The organism is Geminicoccus harenae, from assembly GCF_019800005.1.
In the GTDB taxonomy this organism is placed as follows: domain Bacteria; phylum Pseudomonadota; class Alphaproteobacteria; order Geminicoccales; family Geminicoccaceae; genus Geminicoccus; species Geminicoccus harenae.
The window spans coordinates 1-22,821 of the sequence record NZ_JABGCL010000021.1 but is presented as its reverse complement, the minus strand read 5'-3'; the positions used below and the strand labels follow the sequence as shown (position 1 = coordinate 22,821).

The window sequence follows — 22,821 nt, the reverse complement described above, 5'->3', positions numbered from 1 at the left end:
GATGCCGTGCCGGACCGCGCGATCCGGCACGATCACGCGGTCCGGCCTGCCGACTAGAGGTTACTGCGCGACCCAGGCGGCGAAGCGCTCCGACAGGTCCTCGTTGTGGTCGATCCAGAAGTCGGCGTCGAAGCGGACCGAGTTCTTGAGATTGTCCGGGGCAGACGGCAGCCGCGCCAGGACCTCGGCCGGCAGCTCCTCCATCGCCTTCGCGTTGCTCACCCCGTAGGGGATCGTCTTGGCGAACTCGACCTGGGGCTCCTTGGTCATCATGAAGTCGACCAGGCCGATCGCCTGATCCAGGTTGGGCGAATCCTTCATGATCGCCCAGAACTCCACCGAGTTGATCTGGCCGTCCCAGGAGATCGGGAAGTTCTTGCCCTCGTCCTGGGCGTTGGCGACCCGACCGTTATAGGCCGCGGTCATCACGATATCCCCGGAGGACAGCCATTCCTGCGGCTGGGCGCCGCTTTCCCACCACTGGATGTGCGGCTTCAGCTCGTCGAGCTTGGCGAACGCCCGGTCCTGGCCCTCCTCAGTGGCGATGACGTCGTAGACCTCCTGTGGCGGCACGCCGTCGGCCATCAGTGCGACCTCGAGCGTGAGCTTCGCGGTCTTGCGCAGGCCCCGCTTGCCCGGCCATTTCTCGACGTTCCAGAAGTCGGCCCAGGTCTTCGGCCCGTCCTGGAGCTTGTCGCCGTCATAGGTCAGGATGAGGGCCCAGCTCAGCGCGCCGACCGCACAGTCCTTGAACAAAGACGGGTCGATGTCGGCGGCGTTGGGCCGGGTCGACCAGTCGATCTCCTCGAGAAGACCGGCCTCGCAGGCCATGGTCACCTCGTCGTCCTCCATCTGCATCACGTCCCAGACGATGTTGCCGGCCTCCACCATGGCCTTCTGCTTGGCCAGGCCGCCATTCGTCGTGTCCTCGAGGATGGTGATGCCGTGCTCGGCAGCGTAGGGGGCGAAATAGGCCTTGCGGAACGCATCCTGGATGGCACCGCCGAAGCCTACCGCCGTCAGGTCGCGCGCATCGGCCGCGGCCGACCAGCCGATGACGGCGGCGACCCCTGCGCACAGGACGCCCTTGCTCGAAACACCCATGAATACCCCTCCCTGCTCGACAGCATGGCGCGTCTGCGGCGCCGTCGTTCCCGATCCTGTCCTGCGACCGGTTCGATCCCCTGGTGTGGATTGTTCGACGGTTCTCGGGGTGAGGGCAACCCTCCCATGGCCATCCGCAGCCGCGTCCGCTTCCAGACGCTTCCGGTTCGCAGCGTCGGGGGGCGTCAGTGCCGGACGCTCTCCGAGAACAGGTTCACCACCAGGACGCCGGCCACGATCAGGCCGAGGCCGATCAGTGCCGGCAGGTCGAGCGGCTGGCGGAACCAGATCCAGCTCACCGCGGTGATCAGGACGATCCCGACCCCCGACCAGATCGCGTAGACCACGCCGGTCGGAAAGCTGCGCATCGCCAGGGACAGGAACAGGAACGCCACAGCATAGCCGACCAGCGTGACGAGGCTCGGCCAGAGCCTGGTGAAGGTGTCGGACGCCTTCAGCGCCGAGGTCGCGATCACCTCGGCGACGATGGCGATGGCGAGATAGAGCCAGGGCAAGTCAGGCGGTCGCTTGCAGGGACATGCTCAGCCCGCCAGCACCGTCGCGACCAGCTCGTGCAGTTCCTCCTCGGTGAACAGCCGGCAGTTCGCCTGGAGCATGGGCAGGTTCTCCGGGCCGAGCGTGGTGGCGTAGATCGCCTCGGTCTGCTCCGGCCCGAGCCCGACATCGGCGAGATCACGGCCGATCTCGACCTCGTCGAGCAACCGGTCGTAGCTCGCGACCAGATCGTCCGGCAGTACCCCCAGGGCTGCTGCGACCTCGGCATGCTGGCGTGGCGCCGCCTCCTGGTTGGCTTCCAGGGCAGCGCCGAGCGCCAGCGCCACCGCCCGGCCATGATGGACATAGGCATGGGTGCCCATGGCATGGCCGATCGCATGAGCGACGCCGGTGCCGGCATTGTCGATGGCGCTGCCGGCCAGGGCAGCTGCCATCAGCATCCCGCCGCGCGCTTCCAGGTTGCGCGGCTCGTCCATGGCCATGCCGAGATGCCGCGCGATCAGCCGGATCGCCTGCAGGGCCGAGGCCGACACCAGCGGGTTGGCGCGCCTGTTGGTGGCCGCCTCGATGGCATGGACCAGCGCATCCAGGCCGGTCCAGGCGGTGAGCCGCTGCGGCAGGGTCGCCGACAGGACCGGGTCGAGCACCGCCAGGGCCGGGCGCAGTTCCTCGCCCCAGGCCCAGACCTTGTGGCCGTGGCTGTTGGTGAACACGGCGGTGCGGGTCATCTCGGCCCCGGTGCCGGCCGTGGTCGGCAGGGCGATGATCGGCAGGGTGCGGGCCGGCAGCGGCGTCGCGCACAGGCCATAGGCATCCAGCGGTGCCTCGCCCAGGATGGTCACGGCGGCGAGCTTGCCGGCATCGATCGCCGAGCCGCCGCCCACGGCGATGACCAGCTGCGCGCGTGCAGACCGTCCGGCAGCGGCCGCCGCCTCCACCCGCGCCACATCGGGCTCGCCGGTGATCTCCGCGTACATCACCGCCTGGTGGCCGGCCATGGCGAGTCGCTCGCGCATCGCGACCACCCGGTCCAGCGTGGCGATCGCCCGGTCCGTGACCAGCAGGATCCGCGCGGCGGGGCCGACCAGGGCCGTGACGTCGTCTGCCAGGGCCAGCGCCCGGTCCTCGCCATAGGCGATGGGGGTTCCCCGCTCGAGCCCGAAGCTGGTCGCCATGCAATGCTCTCCGCCACCGCCTGCCTCCCGTGCTATCCGGGCCGCATGACGCGCCGCAAGGGACATGGTGGGAGCAACCCTGGATGAAAATCGCGAAGATCGAGCTTTCGCATCACGCGATCGATCTGGACCCGCCCTTCCGGGCCTCCTGGGACCCCGTGCCGCGCCGCCGCTTCGTGGTCGATCTGGTCCGCGTCACCACCGAGAGCGGCCTGACCGGGGTGGGGGCGGGCGACCCGATGCCCGGCCTGCGCGGCAACGAGCACCTGTTCATCGGCCAGGACGCACGCGCCCTCGGCCGGCATTTCAGGATCATCGACAACCTGTCCTTCTTCTATGGCCGGCTCTGGCCGCTCGACATCGCCCTTTGGGACCTGTTCGGCCAGATCACCGACCAGCCGGTCTGGCGCCTGTTGGGCGGCACGTCCGGTCGGGTGCCCTGCTATGCGTCGTCCGGCACGCTGCGCGAGCCCAAGGCGATGGCGGCACAGGCGGAAGCGTTCGCCGAGCGTGGCTTTCGCTGGATGAAGATCCGCTTCCACGAGCGGAACTGGCACCGCGACGTGGCCAAGATCGAGGCGATCCGTGCCGCGGTGGGCGGCAGCATGGAGCTGATGGTGGACTGCAACCAGGGCTGGCGGATGCCCTGGGACGCCAGCCCGTCCTGGACGCTCAAGGATGCGCTGGCCGTGGCGCGGGCGCTGGAGCCGCTCGGCGTGTTCTGGCTGGAGGAGCCGCTGCACCGCGCCGATGTGGCCGGCATGAAGGCGCTGCGCGACGCCACGCCGATCCGCATTGCCGGCGGCGAGCTCGCCCGCGACATGGAGAGCATGCGCAGCTGGATCCGGGAGGGCTGCGTCGATGTCCTGCAGACCGATGCGGTGTGCGGCGGGGGCATCTCTGGCCTGAACGAGCTGTTCCGCGAGGCGCGCGCGGCCGGGATCGCGTTTACGCCCCACACCTGGGGCAACGGCATCGGCCTGCTCGCCAACGCCCATCTGGTGGCGGGCCTGGGGCCGATGCTGCCCCTGGAATTCCCCTATGACCCGCCGGAATGGACCACGGCCAGGCGCGACCATGGCCTAATGACACCCATCGAGGCGGATGCGGATGGCTGCATCGAGCTGGGCGAGGCCCCGGGCCTGGGCGTGCAGCTCGACGAGGCGGCGCTGGCGGCGACGAGGATCGGCTGATGCAGACGGGGCGGATCACCGGGCTGTGGATCTACCCGGTCAAGGGCTGCCGCGGCATTCCGGTGGAGGCGGCCCCCGTCGAGCCCATGGGCCTTGCCCATGACCGGCGCTGGATGGTGGTGCGGCCAGGCGGCCGGTTCCTCACCCAGCGCGAGCTCCCGGCACTGGCGAGGATCGACACCGCGATCGAGGATGGCCAGCTCGTGCTCGTCCTGGACGGGCAGCGCCATCCGGTCCTGCCGGCCGAGGGCGACAAGCGGATGGGCGTCACGGTCTGGGGCCAGAGGCTGCCGGCGATGCCGCAATCGCCAGAGATCGACCGGCTGCTTTCCGAGTTTCTCGGCCGTGCCGTGCACCTGGTCCGCTTCGCGCCCGAGGCGCTGCGCCCCTGCGATCCCGCCATCTCGCCGCCCGATGCCCGTACCGGCTTCGCCGACGGCTTCCCGCTGCTCCTGGCCAGCACCTCCTCCCTGGCACGGCTCAACGACCATCTGGCCGAAGCGGGTGCGGAGCCGGTGCCGATGGCGCGCTTCCGGCCGAACCTGATCGTGGACGGCCTGCCGGCATGGGCGGAGGACGAGGTGCCCTGGCTGCGCGCCGGGACGACGGTCTTCCGGCTGGTCAGCCCCTGCGAGCGCTGCATCGTCACCACGACCGACCAGGCCAGCGGGGAACGGCTGGGTGAGGAGCCGTTGCGTACCCTGCGCCGCGTGCACTCGGATACTGCCGGCTTCCCGCTGTTCGGTTGGAACCTGGTGTCGATCCTGGGCGACGAACCCGCGCCATGCCTGCGAATCGGCGACCCGGTGGTCCTTGCGCCGGGTCCACAGCGTTAAGCCCGGTTGAAAACGGGGGTAATTATCCCTTGCTTCGCGGGGGTCCTGACCCTATCTACCGCCCACACGAAAAGAAGCCCATGCACTGCGGCGCGCGCGGCGGCGGCTTTCTGATCAGCCCTGGACCCTTGGTGGTCTCTCGGAAGGTTGGAAATGACCCCTAGCTACGGCAGCGCCGAGGCGTTGCTTACCCATCACCTCGGCTCCCACCCCATTGTCGGTGTCCGGCCCCACGTCGTCGAGCGTACGGCGCGGCAGATGATCGCCCAGTTTCCGGGCGACGTCCTGTATGCCGTGAAGTGTAACGACGCCGATCCGGTTCTCGATGCTTTGTGGAAGGGCGGAATCCGCCACTTCGACACGGCCTCGATCGGCGAAGTGCGCCAGATCCGGCGCCGGTTCCCCGGTGCCGTCTGCCACTTCATGCATCCGGTGAAGTCACCGGAGGCGATCGCCGAGGCTTATTTCGAGCACGGCGTGCGCAGCTTCGTCCTCGACCACGAGGAGGAGCTGGCCAAGATCGTCCAGGTGACCAACCGGGCCAAGGACCTCGACCTGTTCGTGCGGCTGGCCGTGCCGGGCGAGGGCGCGGTGCTCACGCTGACCGGCAAGTTCGGCTGCGATGTCGAGGAGGCGCCGGCTTTGGTGCGCGCCTGCCGGGCGTTCGCGCGCAGCGTCGGCATCACCTTCCATGTCGGCTCGCAGTGCCTGGACCCGATGGCGTTCCACCGGGCGATCGCGCTGTGCGGCCAGGTGGTGGCGGAGGCCGGTGCGGTCGACATGCTCGACGTGGGCGGCGGCTTTCCCGGCCGCTACCGGGGCGACGAGCCGGGCTTCGACCTGTTCGTGGCGACGATCAAGGCGGCGCTCCACCAGTACGGGCTGGCGGGCACGCCCCTGCAGTGCGAGCCTGGGCGCGCTCTGGTTGCCGACGGGGCTTCCGTGTTCGCCCGCGTGGAGCTGCGCCGTGGCGCCTCGCTCTACCTGAACGATGGCGTGTACGGCAATCTGGCGGAGCTGAAGTGGATCGGCCCGCAGTTCCCGTTGCGCGCCATCCGGGTGGGCGGCCGCCATGGCGACGCGCCGCTGATCCCCTACGACCTGTTCGGGCCCACCTGCGACAGCATCGACTCCATGCCGGGCCCGCATCTCCTGCCGGCCGACATGGACGAGGGCGACTGGATCGAAGTCGGCCAGATGGGAGCCTACAGCAACGCGCTGAAGACCCGCTTCAACGGCTTCGAGACTGGCGGCGTCGTGTTCCTGCACGACGACGCCTTCGACCGGATCCGGCTGGAGGCGAGCCTGGCCCGCCGCGGTGATGCGTTCGCGTATGCTCAGGCGGCCTGAACCGGCCGCCTGAGCCGCTTCACCCGCGACATCCTGGCCGAGATCGTGTTGTATTACTGGATGCTCGGCCGGCATGAACCCACATTTCGCCGGCCAGCAGTCGTTGCAACGGAACCGGGACAGGGTTGATGGATTACGAGCGCATCTTCCGCGAGGCGGTCACGGCCGTGCGCGCTGAGGGTCGCTACCGGGTATTCTGCGATCTCGAGCGTCAGGTCGGATCCTTCCCCCGGGCATTGCGGCACATGCCGGACGGACCGCGTCCGGTGGTGATCTGGTGCTCCAACGACTATCTGGGCATGGGCACCGACTCGCGCGTGGTCGAGGCCGGCCAGGCGGCGGTCGCCCGGCACGGCACCGGTGCCGGCGGAACCCGCAACATCAGCGGCTCCAACCACCTGCACGTGGCGCTGGAGCGCGAGCTGGCCGACCTGCACGGCAAGCCGGCGGCCCTGGTGTTCACCTCCGGCTATGTCGCCAACGAGGCGGCGCTCTCTACCCTGGCGAAGCTCCTGCCCGACTGCGTGGTGTTCAGCGACGAGAAGAACCACGCCTCCATGATCGCGGGCATCTGCAACGGCCGGGCGCCCAAGCGCATCTTCCGGCACAACGACGTTGCCCATCTGGAGCAGATGCTGGCCGAGACCGCGCCGGAACGGCCGAAGCTGATCGCCTTCGAGGGCGTCTATTCGATGGACGGCAGCTTCGGGAAGGTCCGCGAGATCCTCGATCTGGCCGACCGTTATGGTGCCATGACCTATCTGGACGAGGTGCATGCGGTCGGCATGTATGGGCCGAGGGGTGGCGGGATCGCGCAGATGCTGGGCGAGCAGCACCGGGTGACGGTGATCCAGGGCACGCTCGCCAAGGCGTTCGGTGCGCTGGGTGGCTATATCGCCGGCTCCGCGGCCCTGGTCGACGCGATCCGCTCCTATGCGTCCGGCTTCATCTTCACGACCTCGCTGCCGCCGGCCGTGACCGGGGCGGCGCTCGCCAGCGTCCGACACCTCAAGTCCAGCGACGTCGAGCGACAGCGCCATCAGGAGCGCGCGCGGACCGTGGCCAGCCGGCTGGCCGCCGCCGGCATCCCGGTGATGGCCAACCCGTCCCATATCGTGCCGGTGTTCGTGGGCGACCCGGTCCGCTGCAAGCAGGCCAGCGACCTGCTCCTGGAGCGCCACGGCATCTATATCCAGCCGATCAACTATCCGACCGTGCCCAAGGGCACCGAGCGGCTGCGCATCACGCCCTCGCCGCACCATGACGACGAGCTGGTCGACCAGCTGGTGGCGGCGATGGTCGAGGTCTGGGCCACGTTGGATCTCGCCCGGGCCGCCTGAGGGCGCCCCGCCGGAACCGTGCTGGCCCCTCCGGGCAGGTCGGTCAGCCGACCAGCAGCCGCTCGACCCCGTTGACGATCGAGCTGGAGCGCAGGGCCGCCTGGATCTGGTCGAGCTGCTCGCGCGACTGGACCTCGACATCCAGCGTGATCTCGAAGAGCTGGTCGTCCTTGCGGTTCATCCGCACGTCCGTGATGTTGCCGCCCTGCTTGCCGATCAGCGTGCTGATGGTGCCGAGCGCGCCCGGCTTGTTGGTGGCCATGACCGTGAGCCGTGCCGGTGCAGTGGCCCCGTTCAGCTGCCCGTTCCAGCCGAGGGTGAGCGCGCCGCTCACGTCCTCCGCCGCCACGGTGCGGCACTCGACCCGGTGGATGGCGATGCCCTTGCCCGTGCGCACCAGGCCGATGATGCCGTCGCCCGGCACGGGATGGCAGCAGCCGGCGAAATGGAAGGCCACGCCCGGCGGCAGGCCGCGGATCGGGCCCGCATGCTCGGTCTGATCGACGGCCAGACCCTTGGCGCGGTTGGGCACCAGGGTCTCTTCCTGGGGCTCGGCCGGCTGCAGCTCGCTGCGGACCGCGTCGATCACGCTGCGCGCCGACAGCGTGCCGTCGCCCACTGCGACCAGCAGATCCTCGACGCTCTTCAACCCGAGCGCCGTCCTGGCCTTGTCCAGGTGCTTCTCGCCGAACGGCAGGTGCTCGCGCTCGGCGAGCTTGGTCACCTGGTCCTTGCCCTGGTCGATGAACTCGGACCGGCGCTGCTGGCGCAGGAAGCGGCGGACCCGCGAGCGGGCCCGGCCGGTGACGACGAACCGCTCCCAGGCAGGGGAGGGCGTGGCCCCTTTGGCGGTGATGATCTGGACTTGGTCGCCGTTTTTCAGCTGGGTGCGCAGCTGCACGATGCGCCCGTCGACCTTGGCGCCGACGCAGGTATCGCCGATCTGCGAATGGACCGCATAGGCGAAATCGACCGGCGTGGCGCCGCGCGGCAGGTTGATCAGCTGGCCCTTCGGCGTGAAGCAGAACACCTGGTCCTGGAACATCTCGAGCTTGGTGTGCTCGAGGAATTCCTCGGGGTCGCTGGCATGCTCCAGGATCTCGAGCAGGGAGCGCAGCCAGCGGAACTGCCGGCCGTCGCGCGGCCGCTCGCCCTCCTTGTAGGCCCAGTGCGCGGCCACCCCCAGCTCGGCCACCTCGTGCATCTCGGCGGTCCGGATCTGGATCTCCACCTTGCGCCCTTCCGGGCCCAGGATGGTGGTGTGCAGCGAGCGGTAGCCGTTGGGCTTGGGCAGGCTGATATAGTCCTTGAACCGCCCGGGCAGGGTCTGCCACTTGCCGTGGATCACGCCCAGCGCCGCATAGCATTCGCCGACCGTGCCGACGATCACCCGGAAGGCCATCAGGTCCGAGAGCTGCTCGAAGCTGACGTTCTTGTTCTGCATCTTGCGCCAGATCGAGTAGGGCGTCTTGACCCGCCCCGTGATATCGGCCTCGATGCCTTCCTTGTGCAGGGTATCGCGCAACGCGGCGCAGACCCGCTCGATCAGCCCGTCATCGCCCTGGCGCAGCGTGTTCAGCCGGTGCAGCACGCCTTCGCGATAGTCCGGCCAGAGCTCGGCGAACGCCAGATCCTCCAGCTCGCCCTTCATCGCCTCCATGCCGATCCGCTCGGCCAGCGGCGCATAGATCTCCAGGGTTTCCCGGGCGATCCGCCTCCTGCGCTCCTCGTTCTTGATGAAATGGAGGGTGCGCATGTTGTGCAGCCGGTCGGCGAGCTTGACCAGCAGCACCCTTATGTCCTCGCTCATGGCGAGGAGCAGCTTGCGGAAGTTCTCGGCCTGGGCGGTCTCGGCCGACTGGAGCTCGATCTTGTTGAGCTTGGTCACGCCCTCGACCAGGCGCGCCACCTCCTTGCCGAATAGCCGGGCCAGCTCGGCATTGGTGGTGACGGTATCCTCGACCGTGTCGTGCAGCAGGCCGGTCGCGATTGAGGCGGTATCGAGCTTGAGGCCTGCCAGGATGCCGGCCACCTCGACCGGATGATGGTAGTACGGGTCGCCCGAGGCGCGGAGCTGCGAGCCGTGCGCGCGCATGGTGAAGACGTAGGCGCGGTCCAGCAGCTCCTCGTCCACGTCCGGATCGTAGGCGCGCACCAAGTCCACCAGCTCGTACTGGCGCAGGACCTTGCGACGCGGCACGGGCTTGGGCGGCTCCGCCTGCACCTCGGCGGCCGGTCTGGCCAGAACTTCGCCGCCTTCCATGCTCAAGGCCGCCTCGACGGGGGTGTTGGCGGCCGCTTCCGCCCGGCTGGCGGCCGCCTAGTTCGTGCGCTCAGCGATCGAAGCCCTCATCCTCGATGATGTCCTGGTCCTGGTAGGACACGTCCTCGGGCATCTGGCCGATCTGGCCGAGATCCGGGGCGGGCATGAGGGCGTCCAGCTCGTCCTGCAGGCTTTCCGGCTCCTCGCTGCCGACCTCGGCATGGCGGCGCAGGCCGTGGATCATCTCGTAGCGCAGATGGTCCAGGTCGATCTTGTCCTCGGCGATCTCGCGCAGCGCGACCACCGGGTTCTTGTCGTTGTCACGATCCACGTTGAGCGATGCGCCGGCCGACACGTCGCGTGCCCGCTGCGCGGCGAGCATCACGAGTTCGAACCGGCTCGGGACGCGTTCAACGCAGTCCTCGACGGTGATGCGGGCCATGAAGAAACTCCGGAGCAAGTCACAAGACGTCTGCCCGTCATGTAGTGCATCACGCGCCCGTCTGCAAACCAGCCGCGCGGTACCGCGACCACATGCCAGCCACGCGTGGGCGCGGTATGCTGCCACCGCCGGCGGCCGCGACGTGCAACTGTCAGGTGATCAGAAGAGTGCGTCCTGGTCGCAGGGCGATTGCCCCACCGAGAGAGTCGCTCTACACCGGCTTCTTCCGTCGCTCGGCGGAGAATATCAACAACGAACTGAATTCGGAGCGGCCCGATGGGGCTCCTGCCCTCTGACATCCTTCACCCCGACGATCGAACCTCGCTGTTCATCGACGGGGCCAATCTGTATCAAGCTGCCCGCGCTCTTGCTTTCGACATCGATTACAAGAGGCTGCTCAGAACCTTCAACCTGTCCTGCCGGTTCATCCGAGCCTACTACTATACCGCTCTCCTGGACGAGCAAGAATACTCGCCGATCCGACCTCTGGTCGACTGGCTCGACTACAACGGCTACACGATGGTGACCAAGCCGTTGAAGGAGTACACCCAGAGCACCGGCCGGCGGAAGTTCAAGGGCAACATGGATGTCGACATCGCCGTCGACATCATGGAGCAGTCGCACTTCCTGGACCACATCGTCCTGATCTCCGGCGACGGCGATTTCCGGCGGCTGGTGGACGCGGTGCAGCGCCGGGGCAAGCGGGTCACGGTGATCTCGACCATCAAGATCCAGCCGCCGCTGATCGCGGACGAGCTGCGCCGCCAGGCCGACTTCTTCGTCGACCTCGCCGACCTGATGCCGCTGATCGCCCGCGAGACGCCGCGTCCGATGGTGTCGAGCGAGCTGGAAGACGACATCAACGAGGACGAGGAAGACGACGAACAGGTCAGCACCTGACCAGTTCGCCGGTACAACGGGCAGAGCCGTCGCCGGACTGCCCGCTCTGCCCCCGTCTGGCGGCGTTCCGCGGCGCCAACCGGGTGAGATTCCCCGGCTGGCACCATGCCCCGGTCCCTTCGTTCGGTCCGGCGGATGCGCGCGTCCTGATCGTCGGGCTGGCGCCGGGGCTGCGCGGGGCCAACCGGACCGGGCGGCCGTTCACCGGCGACTTCGCCGGCGACGTCCTCTACGGGGCACTCGCGGCGCACGGCCTCGCCAGCGGCACCTATGGGGCCGATCCGGCGGACGGCTTCACCCTCGTGGACACCAGGGTGACCAATGCCGCGCGCTGCGTGCCGCCGGAAAACAAGCCCACGCCGGCGGAGGTCGCCACCTGCCGGCGCTTTCTCCAGGACGAGCTCCTGGCGTCACCCCGGCCGCGAGTGGTGCTGACGCTCGGGCGGATCGCCCATGAATCGGTGGTGCGGGCGTTCGGGCGCAAGCTCAAGGAGCTGCCCTTCGGCCACGGCCTGGTCCAGCCGGTCGACGAGGTGACCAGCCTCGTCTCCAGCTATCATACCTCACGCTACAACGTGCAGACCGGGCTGCTCACGCCCGCGATGGTGGACGAGGTCGTCCGCACCGTGGCCAGGCTCAGGGCGGCGGCAGCCGGCTGAACCAGGCGTCGAACCTCGTCCAGAAGGCTTGGCGCAGTGCCGGCCGCTCGATCAGGATCTCATGGCGTGCGCCTGGGATCCGCAGGAGCTCGGCCCGTGGCAGCAGGGCCGCTGCCCGCATGATGGCACGCGGGTCGACCACCCGTTCCTCGTCGCCCAGCGCCAGGAGGACCGGGCAGCCGATCTGTTGGAGGAAGGCCGGCTGCCGGGAGAGCGCGATCGAGCGCAGGGCTGCCCGGACCCAGCCGAAGGTCGGCCCACCCAGGCCCAGCTCCGGATCGGCGTCGACCAGTGCCCGATAGGCGAGATAGCTCTCCTCGCAGCTCGTGAGCACGTTGCCCGCAAAGTCGTGGTAGACATAGGGCTTCGGCCCCTGGCCGAAGGCGTAGTCCCGGCTCCGTCCGCCTGCGCACATGGCCCGGATCAGCCCCACCGCGACAGCCGGTGGGATGCCGGCAAAGCGCATGCCCAGCATCGGTGCGGACATGGCAGCGCCCGTGAACGTGCCGGGATGGTCGTGGAGGTAGCGCAGGCCCACCTGACCGCCGGTGGAGTGGGCGAGCATCACCCGTGGACCCGGCAGGCGAAGGCGGTCGACCAGCGCCATGATCGCCCGAAGGTCCTCCAGATAATCGTCGAAGCTCTCGACATGGCCCTTGCTGCGATCCGGCAGCAGCCGGTCCGACAGGCCCTGGCCGCGCCAGTCGAAGGCCACGACGTCGAAGCGCCGCTCCTGCAACTCCTCCACCACGCCCAGATATTTCTCGATGAACTCGGTGCGGCCGTTGCAGATCACCACCGTCCCGCGCCGCTCGCCGTCGCTGCGCCAGGTGATGCAGCGCAGGCGCAGTCCCGCGACGGTCGGCCAGTCGACCCGGGTCTCGCGTTGCGGGCTCAAGCGTCGGCGCTCTCGTCCAGCACCTCGGCGAACAGCTCTGCGTCGACATTGCCGCCGGAAAGCACCACCACCACGGTCCGGTCCCGTATCGGCACGGCCCCCGCCAGCACGGCCGCGAGACCGACGGCACCGCCCGGCTCGACCACCAGCTTCAGGTAGCGGAACGCCGTCAGCATCGCGGTACGCACCGCCCGGTCGTCTGCGACCGTGCCGCCCGCCAGCCGGCGGCGGTTGACCTGGAAGGTCAGCTCGCCCGGGATCTTGGCCATCAGCGCGTCGCAGATCGTCGTTCCATCCTCGGGCCGGGCGGTGCGCTCGCCTGCTGCCAGCGAGCGGGCATGATCGTCGAAGCCCGCTGGCTCGGCGGTCATGATCGCCGTTGCCGGCAGGCTCGCCTGGACCGCAGTGGCCACGCCCGCCGCCAGCCCGCCGCCGCTGGCCGGGACCAGCACGCACTCCGGCCGGATGTCCCGGTCCAGGCAGTCCCCTGCGATCTCCAGCCCGACCGTGCCCTGACCCGCCATGACCAGCGGGTCGTCATAGGGGCGGACCAGCACGGCCCCCTGGTCCTTCGCGATGCCTGCCCCGATCGCCTCGCGGTCCTCGTTCCACCGGTCGTAGGTGACCACGGTGGCGCCATAGGCCCGGGTGTTGTCGAGCTTGGTGCGCGGGGCGTCCGCCGGCATGATGATGGTTGCCGGCACGCCCAGGATCTGTGCCGCATGCGCCACGCCCTGGGCATGGTTGCCGGACGAGAACGCCACCACCGGTCGCCCGCCGGCCGAGCTGACGGCGTTGTAGGCGCCGCGGAACTTGAAGCTGCCGGTGCGCTGCAGGCATTCCGCCTTGACCAGCAGGCGTCCGCCGAGCCGGGCGTTCAGCAGCGGGCTTTCCAGGAGCGGGGTGCGGACGGCCAGCCCCTCCAGGCGGGCAGCGGCCGCCTGGATCTGGTCGATCGAGAGCGGCAGGTCGTCTACGGGCGGCACGAGCATCTCCGGGCGCTGGCGGTCCGGCCGCCGCGACCGGAGCGAGTGCCGGTCAGGACGAGCCGATCAGGAGGGGTTGCCGTGGCCGGGCGCGAACGGATGACCCGCCACTTCCGCATTCCAGCCGAAGCGGAGCCGGTACACGTTGCGCCCCTCCAGGACGCGCTGAACATAGTTCCGGGTCTCGGTGAACGGAATGAGTTCCATCCAGTCGACCAGCCGGTGCAGCCCCTTGCCGCGTGGATCGCCATAGCGGGCGATCCAGCTGTCCACCCGCCTGGGACCCGCATTGTAGGCGGCGATCGCCATGGCCGGCTCGCCCCAGCGACCGAGTTGCTCCTCCAGATAGGTCCGGCCGAGCGTGACGTTGTAGCCAGGATCGGTCAGGAGCCGCACGTCGGCGTAAGGCATGCCCTGCTTGCGGGCCATCGCCTTGGCCGTGCCGGGCATGAGCTGGAGCAAGCCCAGCGCACCCGCCGGGCTCTGCGCCCGCGGGTAGAACTGGCTCTCCTGGCGGGCGATCGCGGTGACCAGCGCCGGATCGACCGCCGAGCCCTCGGCCAGCGCCACGAAGGGCGGGGCCGGGAAGGCGGCCGCAGCATTCAGGCTCCCGCCGCGCTGGGCCAGCCGCGCGGTCTGCACCACCGTGTCGAGCCGGCGGCAGTCCGTGGCGAGCTCCGCCACCTGGCCCAGCGTCACAGGCTCGTCCAGGGCCAGGCTGGCCAAGTGGCTCAAGATCGGACCGGCCTGCACGTCGCCGCCCTCGGCACACAGGAGCTGTGCCAGGCGGACCAGCCGCCGCTTCTGGAATGCCGCGCGTTGCGCCTCGTCCGGCTCGGGAAAGCCCAGCTCCGGCAGCTGGGGCGGCCGGCCGCTTTCCAGCCAGGCGAGCTGGCCATAGAAGGTCGTCCCGTACGCCGCTGCGGAGCGCCAGTTCGCATCCGCCGCCTTGTCTGCGCCGCTCGCGGCCTGCGCTCGCCCCGTCCAGTACTTGCCGCGGGCGACGCTGATCGGCGAGGACACCTCGGCGGCCATCGCGCTGAAATGGGCTGCCGCGTCCTTGGGCCGGTCCAGGAAGCTCAAGGCCAGCCAGCCGGCCAGCCACTCGGCGTCGGCATAGCTGGAATGGTCCTTGGGCTGCCGATGGGTTGCCGCCAGCCGATAGGCTTCCTTGAACGCGCCGGCATCGATCCGGTCGCGGATCTGGATGTGCCGCTCGCGCCACCAGGCCGCCGGCTGGCTTTCCGCATCGCGGGTCAGCAGCTGCAGGAGCTCGCGGGCGCGTGCGTCCCGTCCATCCTTGCGGGCCCGCTCGATCCGGTCGAGGCTGAGGCCGGGATCGGCCTTGAGGGCGTCCGGCACCCTGGCCACCGCCCGGTCGATGCCGCTGGCCCCCGACTGGAGCAGGATCCGCGCCTCGGCCAGGCGCTGCCGTCCCTGGTCCAGGCGCTTGGCCTGGCGGCGTGCCTCCTCCCACGCCCCGGCGGCCAGCAGAGTATCCAGCCGCTGGCGGTCCTGGTCCCTCGTGATCAGGCGGCCGAGCCTGGCGAGCAAGTAGCGTTCCTCGGCAGCGCTGAACCGTCCCTCCACCCAGGCCTCCCCCGCCACGGCAGCGGCCTTCTGCTCGTCCGTCGCGAGCAGGGCGATCGCCAGCCGGGTGCGGCCCTGGCGGGTCACCGGCTCGTGATCGGCAAAGAACGCCAGCACGGTCGCGTCATCCACGCTGCTGTCCAGCGCATCCTCCGCCCGGGCCCGGATGCGGGGCAGGGCCGGCCAGTCCGCCTCTGTCGTCAGGAAGCTGCGGAAGCGCTTGAAGCCCGGCACGGGCGTGGCATCGCGCAACTCGCGCCAGTCCACATACTCTTCCAGCAGCGTGCCGCCGGCCTCCTCGGCCTTGGCCCGCGCCCAGGCGTAGTGGCCGGCTTCCACCGCGCGCAGCACGTCCGCCACCGAGACGGCGGCCTGCGCCGGCAAGGCTGCCGCCGCCAGGGCCAGCCCCGCCAGCACCAGCCCGGCAATCCGACGAGCTGATGTTGGGCGATGTGCTGCCGCTGGACGGCGGGCCGCTGCTGGCCGAGGGGCGGTCGAGGCAGTCGGCTGGGACAGGCACATCGTCGATCGTTCCGGCGCAGGTCTCGCCCCGGCTTGCCGGGGGTAGCAGGGAAAGACTATCGTGCAACTAGGACACTGCTCCAAGCCAAACTGCCAAAAGGTTGAGAATGATGTTTCGTGGCTCCATCGTCGCGCTAGTGACGCCGTTCCGTGACGGCGCCGTCGACGAGAAGGCGCTGCGTGACCTCATCGAATGGCACATCGATTCGGGCACGCATGGCTTCGTTCCGGTCGGCACCACCGGCGAGAGCCCGACGCTCAGCCATGACGAGCACGAGCGGGTCGTGGAGCTGTGCATCGAGGTGGTGGCCGGGCGGCGTCCGGTCATCGCCGGCGCCGGCTCGAACTCCACCGCCGAGGCGATCAGCCTCACCCGCCATGCCCAGCGCGCGGGCGCCGATGCGGCGCTGGTAGTGACCCCCTACTACAACAAGCCGACCCAGGCCGGCCTGTTCGCCCACTACCGGGCGATCCACGATGCGACCGACATCCCGATCATCATCTACAACATCCCCGGCCGCAGCGTGATCGACATGACCCCGGAAACCATGGGCCGGCTGGCGGAGCTGCCGCGGATCATCGGGGTGAAGGACGCGTCCAACGACATCGCCCGCCCGCTGCTCACCGAGGCCACCTGCGGCGGGGACTTCCTCCAGCTGTCCGGCGAGGACGCCAACATCGTGGCCTTCCTCGCCCATGGCGGCCATGGCTGCATCTCGGTGACGGCGAACGTGGCGCCCAAGCTGTGCGCCGAGCTGCACGATGCCTTCGCGGCCGGCCGGGCCGACGAGGCGCTGCGGATCCACCGGCGGCTCCTGCCGCTGCACGAGGCGCTGTTCTGCGAAAGCAGCCCGGCGCCGACCAAGCATGCCCTGGCTAGGCTCGGCCGCTGCTCGGGGGAGCTGCGTCTGCCGCTGGTCGAGCCGCAGCCCGGCTCGAAGGAGCGGATCGATGCGGCCCTGCGCGCGGTCGGCCTCATCAACTAGAGAAGATTGCGTTGGCCAAGAAGCAGGAAGGCCGCAAGGTCGTCGCGCAGAACCGCAAGGCCCTGCACGAGTACTTCATCGACGAGCGCTACGAGGCGGGCCTGGTCCTGAGCGGGACCGAGGTGAAGTCGCTGCGCGAAGGCCGCTCCACCATCGGCGATGCCCATGCCGGGGAGATGCAGGGCGATCTGTGGCTGTTCAACGCCTATATCCCCGAGTTCCACGGCGGCAACCAGTTCAACCACGAGACGCGCCGGCCGCGGAAGCTGCTGATGCGCCGCCGGCAGATCGAGAGCCTGAAGGGTGCGGTCCAGCGCAAGGGCCTGACCGTGGTGCCGCTCTCGATCTACTTCAACGAGCGCGGCTGGGCGAAGGTCGAGCTGGGCCTGGCGCGCGGTAAGAAGCTGGTCGACAAGCGCGCCAGCGAGAAGGAGCGCGACTGGCAGCGCGACCGCCAGCGCCTCCTGCGCGAGACGCACAAGTCCGGGGACTAGCGCGGCCGGAACCGCCGGGCCGTTAACCTTTACGAAAGAGACCAAGGCGTATGGTGCCTCCGGCAGTTCCAGCGGAGGCGTCGTTCGCGCATGTTCGCCATCATCGGCCTCGTCCTGGTCTTCGTGATGATCTTCGGCGGCTACGCGCTGGCCGGCGGCAAGTTCGGCCTGATCATCAAGGCGGCGCCGTTCGAGCTGATGATGATCGGCGGCGGCGGGGCCGGCACCTTCCTGCTCGCGAACGGCTCACAGGTCGTCAAGGGCACGCTGCGCGACCTGAAGCGGGTGTTCTCCGGGCCCAAATGGAAGAAGGACGACTATCGCGACCTGCTCTGCCTGATGTTCACCATCATCAAGCTGCTAAAGACCAAGGGTGTGCTGGCGCTGGAGCCGCATGTCGACAATCCGCACGAGAGCGCCCTGTTCGGGCGCTATCCCAAGATTCAGCACGACCATTTCGCCTGCGACTTCATCGCCGACACCGTCCGGATGATGATCATGAGCCTGGACGACCCGATGCAGGTCGAGGACAGCATGAACCGGCAGCTGAAGAAGCATCACACCGAGCAACTGACCAACTCCGGCGCGTTGCAGATCATGGCCGACGCCTTCCCGGCGCTGGGCATCGTCGCCGCGGTGCTGGGCATCGTGAAGACGATGGGGGCGATCGACCAGCCGGTCGACATCCTGGGCAAGATGATCGGCGGCGCGCTGGTCGGCACCTTCCTCGGCATCTTCCTGTCCTACGGGATGTTCGCGCCGATGGCGTCGCGCATGGCGCAGACCTTCGAGGAGGACGGCCAGTTCTACGCAATCATCCGTGACTGCCTGGTGGCCTACCTGCAGGGTCATTCGGCGCCGGTGGCGATCGAGCTGGCCCGCGGCAGCGTACCGACCCATCTCCAGCCGAACTTCCACGCCGTGGACGAGCTGCTGCAGCAGCTCCCGGCCGATCCGCTGGCGGCCTGAGCCCCCATGGCCGGTAAGCGCGAGGGGCGGGTCGTCGTCCGCAAGGTGATCGAGGGCGGACATGGCGGTCACCATGGCGGTGCCTGGAAGGTCGCCTATGCGGACTTCGTCACCGCGATGATGGCCTTCTTCCTGCTCATGTGGCTGCTGGGCACGACCAGCCAGGCGAAGCTCGAGGGGCTGGCCGAATATTTCACGGATCCCAGCTCGCTCAGCCGGCTGCCGCCCGGCGGCGACGCCGGGATCCTCCAGGGCACCAGCGTCATGGAGCCGAGCTTCATCGAGGCACCGCCGGCCTCGCCGTTCGACACCGCACCCCCGGCGCGGCGGGGCGAGCCGGTCGAGAGCGAGCTGGCGGAGGAGCTGGTGGCGGCCTTCGCGCCGGTGGGTGAGACGGTGCTGGACAATATGCGGGTGGAACGGGCCGCAGAGGAAGATCCGGCGCCATCGGCCGCGCAGGTCGAGGCCCGCCTGCGCCAGGCGCTGGCAGAGCGCCCTGACCTGGGCGGGCTGCGCGAGCAACTGGAGGTCACGCACACGCCCGAGGGATTGCGCATCGAGTTGCTCGACCGGGAAGGCAGTGCGATGTTCGCCTCGGGCAGCGACCAGCTTTCGCCGGAGGCACGGCGGCTCCTGGAACTGGTGGCCGCTGCCGTCGCGAGCGGCGCCGACCGGCTCTCGATCCGCGGCCACACCGACTCCCGCCCGTTCGCCAGCGGGTCCGGCAGCGACAACTGGCTTCTGTCCTCCGACCGGGCCAACGCCACCCGCCAGGCCCTGGTGGCGCTGGGCGTCCCCTCCGAGAAGATCGCCGAGGTCATCGGCAAGGCGGACACCGAGCCCCGCCTGCCGGAGCACCCGGACGACCCCGGCAACCGGCGGATCTCGATCCTGCTGCTGCCAACGCCGGCGCCAGCCGCGGCTCAAATACCTTCCGATGGAAGCAGGACGCAGCGGTGAGCATCCGGCGCACGATGGAGGGGGTGCTCGTGCCGGAAGCCTGTCGCGCCCGCCCGATCCTGGATGATGCCGCATCACTGGAGCGAGTAATGGATCGAGGTGAAGTGAGGTATGGCCCTGGGAGCAAGAGGATGACCACGGCGGCGACCGCATACCTGCAACGGTCTGTGGTGGCCACTCATGATCGCACGTGAGACAGCGGAAGCGTGCGGCCGGCTTAGGTTCCGCTCGACGAAGCCTCTGCGGCAGCAGCGCGAAGCCGCGCTTGGGCCGGCGGCCGTTTGATAGCCTCCAAGCAGATGCCGTGTGCGTGGGTTGCCGCAGGCAGGGCTTTGCCGGTTTGGCCGGGTGCGGACGCAGTTCTGCGTGTGGGCCGAGATGCCATGCCGCGCTAGCAGATGATCGAGGGCGTGGACTATGGGATCGAGCTTGGAGCGCTTCTGCCGACTGGCGCCGCCATCACCTGTTCGGCCGCCGCTCTCGGATGTGGAGCGATGGCATATGCCTGGAGAACATAGTGGCCCCCATCGGAGCACTTTCCCTCCGCCAGCTACGGCCCAGCGCGCAGGCTGCACGCCATGACGTCGGACACACACGCTGCCAGCTACCGCAATGCCTGGTCGCGCCTCCATGTCCTGGAAGCGGTGCTGACCTCACTCCGTGATTCGATACACCGCACCGACGGCGGACCTGTACGGTCTGGTGCATCGCGTCATCGACCGCAGGTCGTGTCTGCTGCCCGGCATCCAAGTGAAGCGACAGAGTGGCAGCGGCAGGCGTCCGCTCCTCCGCGCTCGTGTCGGTTGGGTGGAGATCATGCCACGGCTCAGCGAACACACCGGACAGTCCGGGATGGTCCGCAGGTTCATGCCGCGGCCTGTCCCGGTGGTGGCGCCGCCGGCGGTGACGGGCCGACGGGATCCTGGTAGGCCATGGGCATGAGCGATGCGATCGACGACTATCTTCGTCATGTGACGGCGCATGCCGCGCGGCTGGCGGGGCCGGGGCGGGCGGAGCTGGAGGCGGTGGCCCAGGCCTGCCTGCAGGCGGTCCTGCGCGACCGTACGATCTGGCTGATGGGGGCGGGGCATGGCCAGTGCCTGGCCCTGGAACTGCACCATCGTGCCGGTACGCCGGCCTGCTTCGTGCCGATGGCGTCGCCCGTCCTGGCATTCTCTGAAGGGGCCGCCATGGAAACGGCGCTGGAGCGGCAGGCGGCGCTGGCGCCGGCACTGGTCGAGCGACACGACTGGCGTGAAGGCGACGTCTTGATCGCGATCTCGTCGAGTGGGACGACGCCGCTCACGGTGGAGGTGGCGCGGCTGGCCAGGGCGCGCGGGCTCCTGGTGGTGGCGCTAGGCTCGCCAGCCTGCGCGGCGAAGCGACCGGAGCGGGCGTCCCTGTTCGCCCTGGCCGATCATGTGCTGGACAATGGCGCACCGGAAGGCGACGCGGTGGTGGCGCTGGGCGACGATCTGCGCGTCGGCGCCTTCTCGAGCGTTGGCGGGGCGATGATCCTGCAACTCCTGGCGATTCGGCTGGCCGTGCTGCTGCAGGAGCAGGGCGTGGCACCGCCGGTCTGGCGCGCCTCGGCACTGCCAGGCTCGGATGCGCACAATGACCGGCTGGCCGCTGTCTGGCGCGGGCGCAACCGGAGCCTCTGAACCGGGAGGACATGGCATGGCCGATGGTACCCTGATGGCAGCGGAGGCAGCCAGCGCCCCGGACCGGGTCGCCCGGCTGCTCCGGGACGAGGCGGGTACCATCGCGGCGATCGCGGCGGCACTGGCGCAATCTCCGCCCGGCCTGGCGGTGACGGTGGGCCGCGGCAGCTCCGATCATGTCTGCACCTTCGCCGCCTGGAGCTTCGCCCGCTGGCTGGGCCTGCCCTGCATGTCGCTGCCACCGTCCCTGATCACCAGGGAAGCAGCACCGCTGCGGGTGCAGGACGCGCTGCTGCTGGCGGTGTCCCAGTCCGGTCGGGGTGCCGACGTGGTCGAGGTCACGGGCTGGGCAGGGCGGGCCGGGGCCTGCACCGTGGCGCTGGTGAACGATCCGGCCTCGCCCCTGGCCGAAATCGCCCGGTTCGTGCTCGACCAGCAGGCAGGCCCGGAACAGAGCGTCGCGGCGACCAAGTCGGTGATCTGCTCCATGGCCGCGGTGCAGGCGCTGACGGCCGCGCTGGCAGGCCGGCTGGCGCTTCGTACCGCCCTGGCGCGCCTGCCGGACGATCTGGCAGGAACCGCGGGCAGGGCGGGCCATCTGCCGATCGAGAAGCTGGCCCAGGCGCGCAACGCCTTCGTGCTCGGCCGCGGCGCCGGGCTCGCCGCCGGCCTGGAGATCGCCCTGAAGCTGAAGGAGACCTGCGGGCTGCCCACCGAGGCTCTGTCGGCGGCTGAGGTGCGCCATGGCCCGCGCGAGGTGGTGGGCCCAGGCTTCCTGGTGCTGGCCATCGCCCTGCCCGACCTGGGCGAGCCGGATGTCCGGGCGGCGTCGGCCGAACTGGCCCAGCAGGGTGCCGACATCCTGACGCTCGGCACCCGCCCGGAGGACGACTGGATCCTCCCGCCGATCGATCCGGTCAACACGCCCTTGGCCGCGCTGCAACTGGCCTACCCAGCCATCGCCCGCGCCGCCCAGGCCCGCGGCCGCGACCCGGACCGGCCGCGTACCCTGTCCAAGGTGACCAGCACCTTCTGACGCGTCCCGTCAGGATCGGCCAAGCCGCCACGATAGCGGGCAAGACCGGGTGTGGGCGTCGGAACGACGTCGCTAGGCCGTACTGGACCTGAAGGTGCGGGACTGCAGCATGCAGTACCGGTCCGATGGACGCCTTGAAGAACTTCTTTCCTTCAGCTCGGGCCTTGGGTTCGTAGAGGTGGTCCCTATCCGTCGGACAGTTTGGCCGCCGGGACAAGCTGGTTCCGGTTGTCGTCAGGCCGCCAATCTTTCTACCCCAGCCATCTCGTATGCCTCCTCCGGCATATGCCCGGCCAGAGATGAGTGAGGCCGCCTTGCGCTGTAATAGCCGATCCAGCGGCTGAGGTCCGTCCGCAACTGTGAGCCGGTCTCGAACGCGTGCAGGTAGACGCACTCGTACTTCAGGCTGCGCCAAAGCCGCTCGATGAAGACGTTGTCCATCCACCGGCCCCGCCCGTCCATCGATACCCGGATACCGGCTTCCTTCAGCACGCCGGTGAACCTGGCCGAGGTGAACTGGCTGCCATCCATGGGCAGCAGACCATGGATCCGGCATCCGCAGGACCGGCGGTCAGCAGACCGCCGAGGAGTTGGCGTTGAAGATTCAGGCCGAACATGGTGAGCCAAGGCCTCCTGTAGGGCGTCCAGGCAGAGCTTGACCCCCATCGTGTTCGACACCCGCCAAGCCAGCACCTCGCGGCTGGCCCAGTCCATGATGGCGACCAGGTAGAGAAAGCCCCTGCGCATCGGGATGTAGCTGAGGTCGGCACACCATCATCCGTGACCTTGCCCCCTGAAATGCCCTCGGTCTGAAGCTAGGGTCCGTCGATCAGGAGACGGACGATGAAGAAGAGCCGGTTCAGCGAGGAGCAGATCATCGGGATCCTGAAGGAGGGTCAGGCCGGGCTGCCGGTTGCCGAGATCTGCCGGAAGCACGG

21 protein-coding genes and 1 pseudogene are annotated in these 22,821 nt (G+C 69.2%); 13 read left to right on the top strand and 9 right to left on the bottom strand.

Features of this window, described 5'->3' with window-relative positions:
• Window positions 1-60 precede the first annotated feature (60 nt).
• From HLA95_RS18520 to HLA95_RS18510, 3 genes are all read right to left on the bottom strand, one after another.
• The gene (locus HLA95_RS18520; RefSeq protein ID WP_191061304.1) at window positions 61-1,104 is read right to left on the bottom strand and encodes an ABC transporter substrate-binding protein; all 1,044 of its coding nucleotides are present in this window, start codon (window positions 1,102-1,104) and stop codon (window positions 61-63) included.
• 185 nt (window positions 1,105-1,289) lie between these two features.
• On the bottom strand, window positions 1,290-1,619 hold the full coding sequence (locus HLA95_RS18515) for a DMT family transporter (RefSeq protein WP_191061303.1): 330 nt from the start codon (window positions 1,617-1,619) through the stop codon (window positions 1,290-1,292).
• Window positions 1,620-1,646: 27 nt separating this feature from the next.
• Window positions 1,647-2,795, bottom strand: a complete 1,149-nt coding sequence (locus tag HLA95_RS18510) for an iron-containing alcohol dehydrogenase (protein WP_222184116.1) — start codon at window positions 2,793-2,795, stop codon at window positions 1,647-1,649.
• A gap of 83 nt (window positions 2,796-2,878) precedes the next feature.
• Between HLA95_RS18510 and HLA95_RS18505 the strand changes: the two genes are divergently transcribed.
• From HLA95_RS18505 to hemA, 4 genes are all read left to right on the top strand, one after another.
• On the top strand, window positions 2,879-3,988 hold the full coding sequence (locus HLA95_RS18505) for a mandelate racemase/muconate lactonizing enzyme family protein (protein WP_191058697.1): 1,110 nt from the start codon (window positions 2,879-2,881) through the stop codon (window positions 3,986-3,988).
• Window positions 3,988-4,824, top strand: a complete 837-nt coding sequence (locus HLA95_RS18500) for an MOSC domain-containing protein (RefSeq protein ID WP_191058696.1) — start codon at window positions 3,988-3,990, stop codon at window positions 4,822-4,824. Before HLA95_RS18505 ends, HLA95_RS18500 begins: the two co-directional genes overlap by 1 nt.
• Before the next feature lie 153 nt (window positions 4,825-4,977).
• Entirely contained in the window at window positions 4,978-6,174 is a 1,197-nt protein-coding gene (locus tag HLA95_RS18495; protein ID WP_191058695.1) for a type III PLP-dependent enzyme, read from the top strand.
• Window positions 6,175-6,302: 128 nt separating this feature from the next.
• Window positions 6,303-7,514, top strand: a complete 1,212-nt coding sequence (gene hemA / locus HLA95_RS18490; protein WP_191058694.1) for a 5-aminolevulinate synthase — start codon at window positions 6,303-6,305, stop codon at window positions 7,512-7,514.
• Window positions 7,515-7,557: 43 nt separating this feature from the next.
• On the opposite strand, the gene HLA95_RS18485 is transcribed toward hemA, so the two are convergent.
• Entirely contained in the window at window positions 7,558-9,777 is a 2,220-nt protein-coding gene (locus tag HLA95_RS18485; protein ID WP_191058700.1) for a RelA/SpoT family protein, read from the bottom strand.
• A 70-nt stretch (window positions 9,778-9,847) separates the two neighbouring features.
• Complete coding sequence (rpoZ, locus tag HLA95_RS18480) at window positions 9,848-10,219, bottom strand: DNA-directed RNA polymerase subunit omega (RefSeq protein WP_191058693.1); 372 nt, start codon at window positions 10,217-10,219, stop codon at window positions 9,848-9,850.
• Between the two features lie 276 nt (window positions 10,220-10,495).
• Here rpoZ and HLA95_RS18475 point away from each other — a divergent pair, with 276 nt between their 5' ends.
• Together HLA95_RS18475 and HLA95_RS18470 are read left to right on the top strand one after the other, a co-directional pair.
• On the top strand, window positions 10,496-11,119 hold the full coding sequence (locus HLA95_RS18475; protein ID WP_191058692.1) for a LabA-like NYN domain-containing protein: 624 nt from the start codon (window positions 10,496-10,498) through the stop codon (window positions 11,117-11,119).
• Window positions 11,116-11,778 (top strand): uracil-DNA glycosylase, encoded by a 663-nt coding sequence (locus HLA95_RS18470; protein WP_191058699.1) that lies wholly within the window; start codon window positions 11,116-11,118, stop codon window positions 11,776-11,778. The genes HLA95_RS18475 and HLA95_RS18470 overlap by 4 nt, the downstream gene beginning before the upstream one ends.
• Here the strand turns inward: HLA95_RS18470 and HLA95_RS18465 are convergent.
• From HLA95_RS18465 to HLA95_RS18455, 3 genes are read right to left on the bottom strand one after another with little or no spacing between them, the layout of a single operon-like run.
• Window positions 11,756-12,676, bottom strand: coding sequence for an alpha/beta fold hydrolase (locus HLA95_RS18465; RefSeq protein ID WP_191058691.1), 921 nt, complete (start codon window positions 12,674-12,676; stop codon window positions 11,756-11,758). The genes HLA95_RS18470 and HLA95_RS18465 overlap by 23 nt on opposite strands.
• On the bottom strand, window positions 12,673-13,668 hold the full coding sequence (locus HLA95_RS18460; RefSeq protein ID WP_191058690.1) for a threonine ammonia-lyase: 996 nt from the start codon (window positions 13,666-13,668) through the stop codon (window positions 12,673-12,675). Before HLA95_RS18460 ends, HLA95_RS18465 begins: the two co-directional genes overlap by 4 nt.
• Window positions 13,669-13,728: 60 nt before the next feature.
• Entirely contained in the window at window positions 13,729-15,669 is a 1,941-nt protein-coding gene (locus HLA95_RS18455) for a lytic transglycosylase domain-containing protein (protein WP_222184113.1), read from the bottom strand.
• Window positions 15,670-15,884: 215 nt separating this feature from the next.
• Between HLA95_RS18455 and dapA the strand changes: the two genes are divergently transcribed.
• The 6 genes from dapA (at window position 15,885) to HLA95_RS18425 (ending at window position 21,883) form a co-directional block, all read left to right on the top strand.
• The gene (gene dapA, locus HLA95_RS18450; RefSeq protein ID WP_191060393.1) at window positions 15,885-16,760 is read left to right on the top strand and encodes a 4-hydroxy-tetrahydrodipicolinate synthase; all 876 of its coding nucleotides are present in this window, start codon (window positions 15,885-15,887) and stop codon (window positions 16,758-16,760) included.
• Window positions 16,761-16,771: 11 nt separating this feature from the next.
• Entirely contained in the window at window positions 16,772-17,254 is a 483-nt protein-coding gene (gene smpB / locus HLA95_RS18445; RefSeq protein WP_191060394.1) for an SsrA-binding protein SmpB, read from the top strand.
• 90 nt (window positions 17,255-17,344) lie between these two features.
• The gene (gene motA, locus HLA95_RS18440) at window positions 17,345-18,223 is read left to right on the top strand and encodes a flagellar motor stator protein MotA (RefSeq protein WP_191060395.1); all 879 of its coding nucleotides are present in this window, start codon (window positions 17,345-17,347) and stop codon (window positions 18,221-18,223) included.
• 6 nt (window positions 18,224-18,229) lie between these two features.
• Window positions 18,230-19,183 (top strand): flagellar motor protein MotB, encoded by a 954-nt coding sequence (locus HLA95_RS18435; RefSeq protein ID WP_191060396.1) that lies wholly within the window; start codon window positions 18,230-18,232, stop codon window positions 19,181-19,183.
• 938 nt (window positions 19,184-20,121) lie between these two features.
• Window positions 20,122-20,847, top strand: a complete 726-nt coding sequence (locus HLA95_RS18430; RefSeq protein ID WP_191060397.1) for a sugar isomerase domain-containing protein — start codon at window positions 20,122-20,124, stop codon at window positions 20,845-20,847.
• Between the two features lie 16 nt (window positions 20,848-20,863).
• Window positions 20,864-21,883 carry an SIS domain-containing protein gene (locus tag HLA95_RS18425; protein WP_222184112.1) on the top strand — a complete coding sequence of 340 codons (1,020 nt, stop codon included), beginning with the start codon at window positions 20,864-20,866 and terminating at the stop codon, window positions 21,881-21,883.
• 234 nt (window positions 21,884-22,117) lie between these two features.
• Here the strand turns inward: HLA95_RS18425 and HLA95_RS18420 are convergent.
• Window positions 22,118-22,657 (bottom strand): annotated as a pseudogene (locus tag HLA95_RS18420) (transposase); the annotation flags it as partial.
• 69 nt (window positions 22,658-22,726) lie between these two features.
• Here HLA95_RS18420 and HLA95_RS18415 point away from each other — a divergent pair.
• Window positions 22,727-22,821: transposase (locus tag HLA95_RS18415; RefSeq protein ID WP_222183311.1), on the top strand; the 95-nt coding region annotated here is incomplete at its 3' end.

Excerpts from the sequence above, each read along its gene's own strand:
- HLA95_RS18430 (WP_191060397.1), top strand. The coding sequence starts at position 20,122 with ATGAGCGATGCGATCGACGACTATCTTCGTCATGTGACGGCGCATGCC.
- HLA95_RS18510 (WP_222184116.1), bottom strand. The coding sequence starts at position 2,795 with ATGGCGACCAGCTTCGGGCTCGAGCGGGGAACCCCCATCGCCTATGGC.
- HLA95_RS18435 (WP_191060396.1), top strand. The coding sequence starts at position 18,230 with ATGGCCGGTAAGCGCGAGGGGCGGGTCGTCGTCCGCAAGGTGATCGAG.
- HLA95_RS18495 (WP_191058695.1), top strand. The coding sequence starts at position 4,978 with ATGACCCCTAGCTACGGCAGCGCCGAGGCGTTGCTTACCCATCACCTC.
- HLA95_RS18485 (WP_191058700.1), bottom strand. The coding sequence starts at position 9,777 with ATGGAAGGCGGCGAAGTTCTGGCCAGACCGGCCGCCGAGGTGCAGGCG.
- rpoZ (WP_191058693.1), bottom strand. The coding sequence starts at position 10,219 with ATGGCCCGCATCACCGTCGAGGACTGCGTTGAACGCGTCCCGAGCCGG.
- motA (WP_191060395.1), top strand. The coding sequence starts at position 17,345 with ATGTTCGCCATCATCGGCCTCGTCCTGGTCTTCGTGATGATCTTCGGC.
- HLA95_RS18500 (WP_191058696.1), top strand. The coding sequence starts at position 3,988 with ATGCAGACGGGGCGGATCACCGGGCTGTGGATCTACCCGGTCAAGGGC.
- HLA95_RS18425 (WP_222184112.1), top strand. The coding sequence starts at position 20,864 with ATGGCCGATGGTACCCTGATGGCAGCGGAGGCAGCCAGCGCCCCGGAC.
- HLA95_RS18505 (WP_191058697.1), top strand. The coding sequence starts at position 2,879 with ATGAAAATCGCGAAGATCGAGCTTTCGCATCACGCGATCGATCTGGAC.
- HLA95_RS18475 (WP_191058692.1), top strand. The coding sequence starts at position 10,496 with ATGGGGCTCCTGCCCTCTGACATCCTTCACCCCGACGATCGAACCTCG.
- HLA95_RS18520 (WP_191061304.1), bottom strand. The coding sequence starts at position 1,104 with ATGGGTGTTTCGAGCAAGGGCGTCCTGTGCGCAGGGGTCGCCGCCGTC.
- HLA95_RS18460 (WP_191058690.1), bottom strand. The coding sequence starts at position 13,668 with ATGCTCGTGCCGCCCGTAGACGACCTGCCGCTCTCGATCGACCAGATC.
- dapA (WP_191060393.1), top strand. The coding sequence starts at position 15,885 with ATGTTTCGTGGCTCCATCGTCGCGCTAGTGACGCCGTTCCGTGACGGC.
- hemA (WP_191058694.1), top strand. The coding sequence starts at position 6,303 with ATGGATTACGAGCGCATCTTCCGCGAGGCGGTCACGGCCGTGCGCGCT.